Origin of the sequence: Streptomyces sp. NPDC059853, from assembly GCF_042731495.1 — a bacterium.
Taxonomy (GTDB): Bacteria; Actinomycetota; Actinomycetes; order Streptomycetales; family Streptomycetaceae; genus Streptomyces.
Map to the genome: position 1 here is coordinate 1 of NZ_JBHWJL010000260.1, position 7,470 is coordinate 7,470.

At 75.4% G+C, this 7,470-nt stretch carries 8 protein-coding genes; all 8 read left to right on the forward strand.

Going from position 1 to position 7,470, the window contains the following annotated elements:
- Positions 1-899, forward strand: an 899-nt coding sequence (gene hpnD / locus ACFV5N_RS21950) for a presqualene diphosphate synthase HpnD (protein WP_385602457.1), incomplete at its 5' end; no start/stop codon positions are given.
- Positions 896-2,245, forward strand: a complete 1,350-nt coding sequence (gene hpnE / locus ACFV5N_RS21955; RefSeq protein ID WP_385602460.1) for a hydroxysqualene dehydroxylase HpnE — start codon at positions 896-898, stop codon at positions 2,243-2,245. The genes hpnD and hpnE, both read left to right, overlap by 4 nt.
- 208 nt (positions 2,246-2,453) lie before the next feature.
- On the forward strand, positions 2,454-3,497 hold the full coding sequence (locus ACFV5N_RS21960; RefSeq protein WP_385602463.1) for a polyprenyl synthetase family protein: 1,044 nt from the start codon (positions 2,454-2,456) through the stop codon (positions 3,495-3,497).
- Complete coding sequence (locus ACFV5N_RS21965; protein WP_385602466.1) at positions 3,494-4,147, forward strand: alpha-ketoglutarate-dependent dioxygenase AlkB family protein; 654 nt, start codon at positions 3,494-3,496, stop codon at positions 4,145-4,147. The genes ACFV5N_RS21960 and ACFV5N_RS21965 overlap by 4 nt, the downstream gene beginning before the upstream one ends.
- A gap of 352 nt (positions 4,148-4,499) precedes the next feature.
- Complete coding sequence (locus ACFV5N_RS21970) at positions 4,500-6,047, forward strand: sensor histidine kinase (RefSeq protein WP_385602469.1); 1,548 nt, start codon at positions 4,500-4,502, stop codon at positions 6,045-6,047.
- 23 nt (positions 6,048-6,070) lie between these two features.
- A complete protein-coding gene (locus ACFV5N_RS21975; RefSeq protein ID WP_385602472.1) occupies positions 6,071-6,490 on the forward strand; it encodes a roadblock/LC7 domain-containing protein in 420 nt (139 codons plus the stop codon).
- 4 nt (positions 6,491-6,494) lie between these two features.
- The gene (locus tag ACFV5N_RS21980; RefSeq protein ID WP_385602475.1) at positions 6,495-6,869 is read left to right on the forward strand and encodes a DUF742 domain-containing protein; all 375 of its coding nucleotides are present in this window, start codon (positions 6,495-6,497) and stop codon (positions 6,867-6,869) included.
- Positions 6,847-7,470, forward strand: a 624-nt coding sequence (locus tag ACFV5N_RS21985) for an ATP/GTP-binding protein (RefSeq protein ID WP_385602478.1), incomplete at its 3' end; no start/stop codon positions are given. The genes ACFV5N_RS21980 and ACFV5N_RS21985, both read left to right, overlap by 23 nt.

The window sequence follows — 7,470 nt, forward strand, 5'->3', positions numbered from 1 at the left end:
CCTACCACTACTGCGAAACCATCACCGGGCAGCAGGCGCGCAACTTCGCCTACGGCATCCGGCTGCTGCCCACCGGCCAGCGCCGGGCGCTGTCCGCGCTGTACGCCTTCGCCCGCCGCGTCGACGACATCGGCGACGGCACCCTGGACCCGGACACCAAGCGGGAACGGCTCCTGGAGTGCCGCGCCCTGCTGGAGCGGGTCCGCACCGGCACCGTCCCCGAGGACGCCACCGACCCGGTCGCCCTCGCCCTCGCGCACGCCGCCGGGGTGTTCCCCATCCCGCTCGGCGCCCTCGACGAACTCATCGACGGCGTGCTCATGGACGTGCGCGGCCACACCTACGAGAACTGGGACGACCTGCGGTTCTACTGCCGCTGCGTGGCCGGTGCCATCGGCCGGCTCTCGCTCGGCGTCTTCGGCACCGTGCCCGGGGTGCGCGGCGCCGCCCGCGCCCCCGAGTACGCCGACACCCTCGGTCTCGCCCTCCAGCTCACCAACATCCTGCGCGACGTGCGCGAGGACGCCGGGAACGGCCGCGTCTACCTGCCTGCCGAGGACCTGCGCAAGTTCGCCTGCCCCGAGACGGCCGACGACCTGCGCCGCTACCCGCCGCCCGCCGAGGCCGACTTCACCGCCCTGGTCCGCTACCAGATCCAGCGCGCCCGGGAACTGTTCGCCGAGGGGTTCAAGCTGCTGCCCATGCTCGACCGCCGCTCCGGCGCCTGCGTCGCCGCCATGGCCGGCATCTACCACCGGCTGCTGGACCGCATCGCCGAGGACCCCGCCGCCGTCCTGCGCGGCCGGGTCGCCCTGCCCGCGCCCGAGAAGGTCCTGGTCGCCGTGCGCGGCCTGACCGGTCTCGACGCCCGCCGCATCGCCCGGCAGGCCCACCCGTGACCAGCGCACTGGTCATCGGCGGCGGCCTCGCCGGCACCACCGCCGCCCTCGCCCTCGCCGACCGCGGCCACTCCGTCACCCTCACCGAAGCCCGCCCCCGGCTCGGCGGACTCGCCTTCTCCTTCACCCGCGACAGCGCCGCGGGACCGCTCACCGTCGACAACGGCCAGCATGTGTACCTGCGCTGCTGCACCGCCTACCAGGGCTTTCTGCGCCGCGTCGGCGGCGCCGCGCTCGCCCCGGTGCAGCGCCGCATGGACGTGCCCGTCCTGCACGCCGCCACCCGCCGGGTCGGCCGGCTGCGCCGCAGCGCCGCCCCCGTCCCGCTGCACCTGACCGCCGGGCTCGCCCGCTACCCGCACCTCACCCTCGCCGAACGCGCCTCCGTGGGCCGCGCCGCCCTCGCCCTGCGCCGTCTCGACCCCGCCGACCCGGCCCTGGACGCCGAGAGCTTCGGCCACTGGCTGGAGCGGCACGGACAGAACCGGGCCACCATCGACGCCCTGTGGGACCTCGTCGGCGTCGCCACCCTCAACGCCCGCGCCGACGACGTGTCCCTGGCGCTGGCCGCGAAGGTCTTCCGCACCGGACTGCTCACCACCCCGGGCGCCGCCGACATCGGCCTGCCCGAGGTGCCGCTCGGCCACCTCCACGACACGCTGGCCGCCGCCGCCCTGGAGCGCGCCGGCGTCCGTACCCTGCTCGCCACCAAGGCCCGCGCCCTGCGCCCGGCCCCCGGCGGCCGCGGCTGGCGCGCCGACCTCACCGGCCGCGACGCGGCGCCCCAGCACCTGGACGCCGACATCGTCGTCCTCGCCGTCCCGCAGCGCGAGGCCCACGGCCTGCTGCCGCCCGGCGCGCTGCCCGACCCCGACCGGCTGCTGGGGCTGGCCGACGCGCCGATCCTCAACCTTCACGTCGTCTACGACCGCCCCGTGCTGCGCGCCCCGTTCTTCGCCGCCCTCGGCAGCCCCGTGCAGTGGGTCTTCGACCGCACCGCCCCCTCCGGGCTCACCGGCGGCGGCCAGTACCTGGCGCTGTCCCAGTCCGCCGCCGGAGCGGAGATCGACCTCCCGGCCAAGGTGCTGCGCAAGCGCTACCTGCCGGAACTGGAACGGCTCCTGCCCGCCGCCGCCCACGCCGGGGTCCGTGACTTCTTCGTCACCCGCGAACGCACCGCCACCTTCGCCCCGGCCCCCGGCACCGCCCGGCTGCGCCCGGCCGCCACCACCGGCGCCCGCGGCCTGTTCCTGGCCGGCGCCTGGACCGCCACCGGCTGGCCCGCGACCATGGAAGGCGCGGTACGCAGCGGCCTGGCCGCCGCGCGCGCCGCGGCGGCGGTGTGACCGGCCCGCGGGAACCGGGGCCGGCCACCGGCCGGTCCCGGGTACGCTCGAAGCCGGGTACCCGGCGAGCGAGGCTGGACCGGGGGGTGCCCGCCGGCCACCGGCCGGACCCACTGCGGAGCGATCCGCGAGGGGCCGGCACCAGGAGGACCTGGGACCCGCCCGCCGCCCCGCCCGCGATATCCGCAGCACTGGAGAACAGAACCCCATGAGTCAGACCGCGGTCAACGCCCTGCTGGAACGCGGGCGCACCCTCACCACCCCCGCGCTGCGCGCCGCCGTCGACCGGCTGGCCCCGCCCATGAACACGGTGGCCGCGTACCACTTCGGCTGGATCGACGCGCACGGCCGCGAGTCCGAGAGCGACGGCGGCAAGGCGGTCCGCCCGGCGCTGGCCCTGCTCTCCGCCGAGGCGGCCGGTGCCGCGCCGCACACGGGCATCCCGGGCGCCGTCGCGGTCGAGCTGGTGCACAATTTCTCCCTGCTGCACGACGACCTGATGGACGGCGACGAGCAGCGGCGGCACCGCGACACGGTCTGGAAGGTGCACGGTCCCGCCCAGGCGATCCTGGTCGGCGACGCGCTGTTCGCCATCTCCCACGAGGTGCTGCTGGAGGCCGGCGGCGCGGGCGCCGCCCGGGCCGCGCGCCGGCTGGCGGTCGCCTCCCGCAAGCTCATCGACGGGCAGGCCCAGGACATCTCCTTCGAGCACCGGGAGTTCGTCTCGGTCGAGGAATGCCTGGAGATGGAGGGCAACAAGACCGGCGCCCTGCTGGCCTGCGCCGCCTCCATCGGCGCGGTCCTCGGCGGCGCGGACGACGCCGCCGCCGACGCGCTGGAGACCTACGGCCACCATCTCGGCCTCGCCTTCCAGGCGGTCGACGACCTGCTGGGCATCTGGGGCGACCCGGCCGCCACCGGCAAGCAGACCTGGAGCGACCTGCGCCAGCGCAAGAAGTCGCTGCCGGTCGCCGCGGCCGTGGCCGCCCCGGGGGCGGCGGCACGGCGGCTGACCGCGCTGCTGACCGCCGACGCCAAGAAGAGCCAGGAGGAGTTCGCCGACTTCGACGAGGCCGAGTTCGCCGCCCGCGCCGCCCTGATCGAGGAGGCCGGCGGCCGCAGGTGGACGGCGGACGAGGCCAGACGCCAGCACGACACCGCACTGCGGGCCCTGGACGGCCTGGAGATGCCCGCCCGGGTACGTGCACAGCTGGTGGAGCTGGCCGACTTCATCGTCATTCGGGAGAAGTGACGGAGCTGTTCGCCCGCCCGCCGGCCGAGGTCGCCCCGGGCGCCGTGCACCTGCCCGGCTGGCTCACCGGCGAGCGGCAGCGCCGGCTGCTGGCCGACTGCCGCCGCTGGGCACTGCCCCCGGCCGGGCTGCGGACCGTCAGGATGCCGCGCGGCGGCACCATGTCGGTGCGGCAGGTCAGCCTCGGGTGGCACTGGTACCCCTACGGGTACGCGCGGACGGTGGTGGACGGCGACGGGGCGCCGGTGAAGCCGTTCCCGCCCGAGCTGGGCGCCCTCGCCGAACGGGCGGTGGCGGACGCCGGATTCCCGCCGGCCGGCGCGCCGTACGACATCGCGCTCATCAACTTCTATCCGGCAGGGGCCCGGATGGGCATGCACCGCGACAGCGACGAGCGCGCGTCCGCCCCGGTGGTGTCGCTGAGCCTGGGCGACAGCTGTGTGTTCCGCTTCGGCACCCCGGAGAGCCGGGGGCGGCCCTGGCACGACACGGAACTGCGCAGCGGTGACGCGTTCGTCTTCGGTGCCGCGTCCCGTCTGGCCTACCACGGCGTGCCCCGCACCCACCCCGGGACCGCGCCCGCCGGGCTCGGCCTGACCGGCCGCCTGAACATCACCCTGCGCGTCTCCGGGCTGCCGCCCGCTTCCTGACCCGCGCGGTCCCTCCGCCAACAACGCCGGGCACGCCCGGCGTTCCTCCGTCCCGCGCGCCGTCCGCCGCCACCCGGCCCCGTCCCTCCGCCGCCCGCCCGCGCGGCCGGCGACCGCCCCGGGCGGCGCCCCGAACCCCCGCCCAGCACCGTGGGTGCCCGGAAGACGTCCGCTCACCCGCCGGGGGTCAATTCCGTGTTCACGGCATTCACTCGTTGGGAGCTGGCGAGGGGTGGCGATTGCTCAAACCGGGCTCCGGAGGTGGTCAGTTGGTGCATAGCGTGGGCAACGGCACCCAGAGCCACTCGTTCGCGGTGGCCATCCTCCGCCCACGAGAATCCGAAGGACCCCGATGCCCGAACCCCGCAGCCAACGGGCGCTGACCGGCAGCGGTCGCACCGCTGCCGCCGCCCCGCCGCGGCCCCACCCCGAACGGGGCCGACTGCTGCGCCTGGCCGTGCTGCCGGCCGCGCTGGTCGCCGTCATCGCCGTCGCCGCCGCCCTGGCCGTCCCGCGCCTGTCGCAGCCCGTCCCGTTACTGATCGCCGCCGCCCTGGGCACCGCCGCCGTGCTGGCCGGGGCCGCCGCGGTCGCCACCGGAGAAGCCAGGCTCCAGGCCGCCCGGCATGCCGCGCTCGGCCGCCGGCTGGCCCGGCACCGGGCCGAACTCGCCACCCTGGCCACCCGGCCGGCCCGGCACCGGGAGAAGGGCGTCCCCGGCGGCACAGGACCGGCCCCCGAGCCGATCCCCGACAGCCTCGCCGCCCTCGGCCACGAGATCGACGCCCATCTGCGGGCCGCCGAGGACGCCGTCGACGGGGCCCGTGCCCTGCCCCCGGGCGGCGCCCCCGGCAGCGACGAGAAGATCGCGGTCTTCGTCAACCTCGCCCGCCGCATGCAGACCTTCGTCCACCGGCAGCTGGAGCATCTCGACGAACTGGAACACGAGGTCGAGGACCCCGACCTGCTCAAGGGCCTCTTCCACATCGACCATCTCGCCACCCGGATCCGCCGGCACGCCGAGAACCTCGCCGTCCTGGGCGGCGCCGTCTCCCGCCGCCAGTGGACCAGACCGGTCGCCCTCACCGAGGTCCTGCGCTCGTGCATCGCCGAGGTCGAGCAGTACACCCGGGTCAAGCTGGTGCCGCCCATCGAGGGCACCGTGCGCGGCCACGCCGTCGCCGACGTCATCCACCTGCTGGCCGAACTCGTCGAGAACGCCACCCTCTACTCCGCCCCCCAGACCCGGGTCCTGCTGCGCGTCCAGCGGGTGACCGCCGGGCTCGCCATCGAGGTCGAGGACCGGGGCCTGGGCATGACGGACGCCGAACAGAGCCGGATGAACGCCGTGCTGGCCGGCGCCGAGCCGATGGACGTCGCCGAACTCCTGGAAGACGGCCGGGTCGGGCTGTTCGTCGTCTCGACCCTCGCCCGCCGCCACGACATCGTCGTCCAGCTCCAGAGCAACATCTACGGCGGCGTCCAGGCCGTGCTCGTCCTCCCCGAGGACCTGCTCGGCGACGAGTCCGAGGGCCAGTTCGTCCCCGGCCCGCCCCGCCACCGGCACGTCCCCGCCGAGCCCGTGGTCCCCGCCACCGTCACCACCCGCGCCGCACCCCCGATGTGCTCCGCGCCGCCGGTCCGCCCCCAGCTGCCGCGCCGCAGACGCCAGCAGCACCTCGTCCCGCAACTGCGCGACATCACCCCGCCGGCCCCCGGCCTGGCCGCCTCCTTCGCCGTCGAACGCGACGACGCCCCCGGCCACGACCGCGACCGGACCCGTGACCACGACCGGGACCGCACCCTGCGCCACGAGCCGGACACCGACCCCGACCCCGGCCTGATGGCCGCCTTCCGGCGCGGCACCAGCCTCGCCGACGACACCGACGACACCGACTGACCCGCGAGGAGATCCACCCGACCATGGAGAGCGAAGTGCCCCCGGGCCGGTCCGGAACGGAACTGTCCGGCCTGCTGACCGGACTCGTCGACCGGGTGCCGCACACCCGCAGCGCCGTACTGCTGTCGATCGACGGCCTGGTGACGGCCGCCCACGGCCTGGAACCGTCCGGGGCCGAGCACCTGGCGGCCCTCGCCGCCGGGCTGTACGGGCTCGCCCGCAGCGCGGGCGCCCGGTTCGGCGACTCCGGCGAGGTGCGCCAGGTCGTGGTCGAACTGGACCGTTCCCTGCTGTTCGTCTCCAGCGCGGGCCCCGGAGCCTGCCTGGCCGTCGTCGCCGACCGCGAGGCCGACGCGGCCGTGCTCGGCTACGCGATGGCCATGCTGGTCAAGAGCGTGCGGCCGGCACTGCCCACCGCGCCCCGGCAGCCCGCGGGGCAGTGACCCGATGCCGGAACCCCTGCCGGAGCCCTGGCTCGACGACGACGCGGGCGCCCTGGTGCGCCCCTTCACCGCCAGCGGCGGCCGTACCCGGCCCGCCGCACGGCTGGACCTGCTGACCCTGGTGCTGGCCACCGGCGCGGACGTCCGCGGCCCGGCCGTCCCGGAACACGATCAGCTGCTCGCCCTGTGCCGCGGCCCGGTGTCGGTCGCCGAACTCGCCGCGCACATCAGACTGCCCGTCACCATCACCAAAGTCCTCCTGTCCGACCTGCTGGAGCGGGGCGCGGTCACCACCCGGGCCCCCGGCCACCAGTCTCAGCAACCCACCGACAAAGACCTGTTGGAGGCGGTCCTGCATGGACTCCGCAAACGGCTGTGACCCCTTCCCCACGGCGGTGAAGATCCTCATCGCGGGCGGTTTCGGAGTCGGCAAGACCACCTTCGTGGGCGCCGTCAGCGAGATCGAGCCGCTCAGCACCGAGGAGATCCTCACCCAGGTGAGCGCCGCCACCGACAGCCTGGAGGGCATCGAACGCAAGACCTCCACCACCGTCGCCATGGACTTCGGGCGCATCACCCTGGGCAACGACCATGTGCTCTACCTGTTCGGCACCCCGGGCCAGGAGCGGTTCTGGTTCATGTGGAACGAACTGTGCCACGGCGCGCTGGGCGCGGTGGTGCTCGCCGACACCCGGCGCCTGGAGGAGAGCTTTCCCGCCGTGGACTTCTTCGAGCGGCGCGGCGTCGGCTTCGTCGTCGCGGTCAACGAGTTCGACGGGGCACACCGCTACCCGGTCCCGGAGATCCGCGCCGCCATGGACCTCAACCCGCAGGTGCCGATCGTGCTGTGCGACGCCCGGCAGTCCGCCTCCGGTACCCAGGTCCTGGTCACCTTGATCCAGCACCTGATCGACACCCGTACCCCCGGCCCGGCCGGGGCGGACGGCGTACGGCTCCAGGAGCCCTCCGCCGTCCACCCC

Bases quoted from the DNA above. Each gene is read 5' to 3' on its own strand.
- ACFV5N_RS21960 (WP_385602463.1), top strand. From the start codon at position 2,454: ATGAGTCAGACCGCGGTCAACGCCCTGCTGGAACGCGGGCGCACCCTC.
- ACFV5N_RS21970 (WP_385602469.1), top strand. From the start codon at position 4,500: ATGCCCGAACCCCGCAGCCAACGGGCGCTGACCGGCAGCGGTCGCACC.
- ACFV5N_RS21975 (WP_385602472.1), top strand. From the start codon at position 6,071: ATGGAGAGCGAAGTGCCCCCGGGCCGGTCCGGAACGGAACTGTCCGGC.
- ACFV5N_RS21980 (WP_385602475.1), top strand. From the start codon at position 6,495: ATGCCGGAACCCCTGCCGGAGCCCTGGCTCGACGACGACGCGGGCGCC.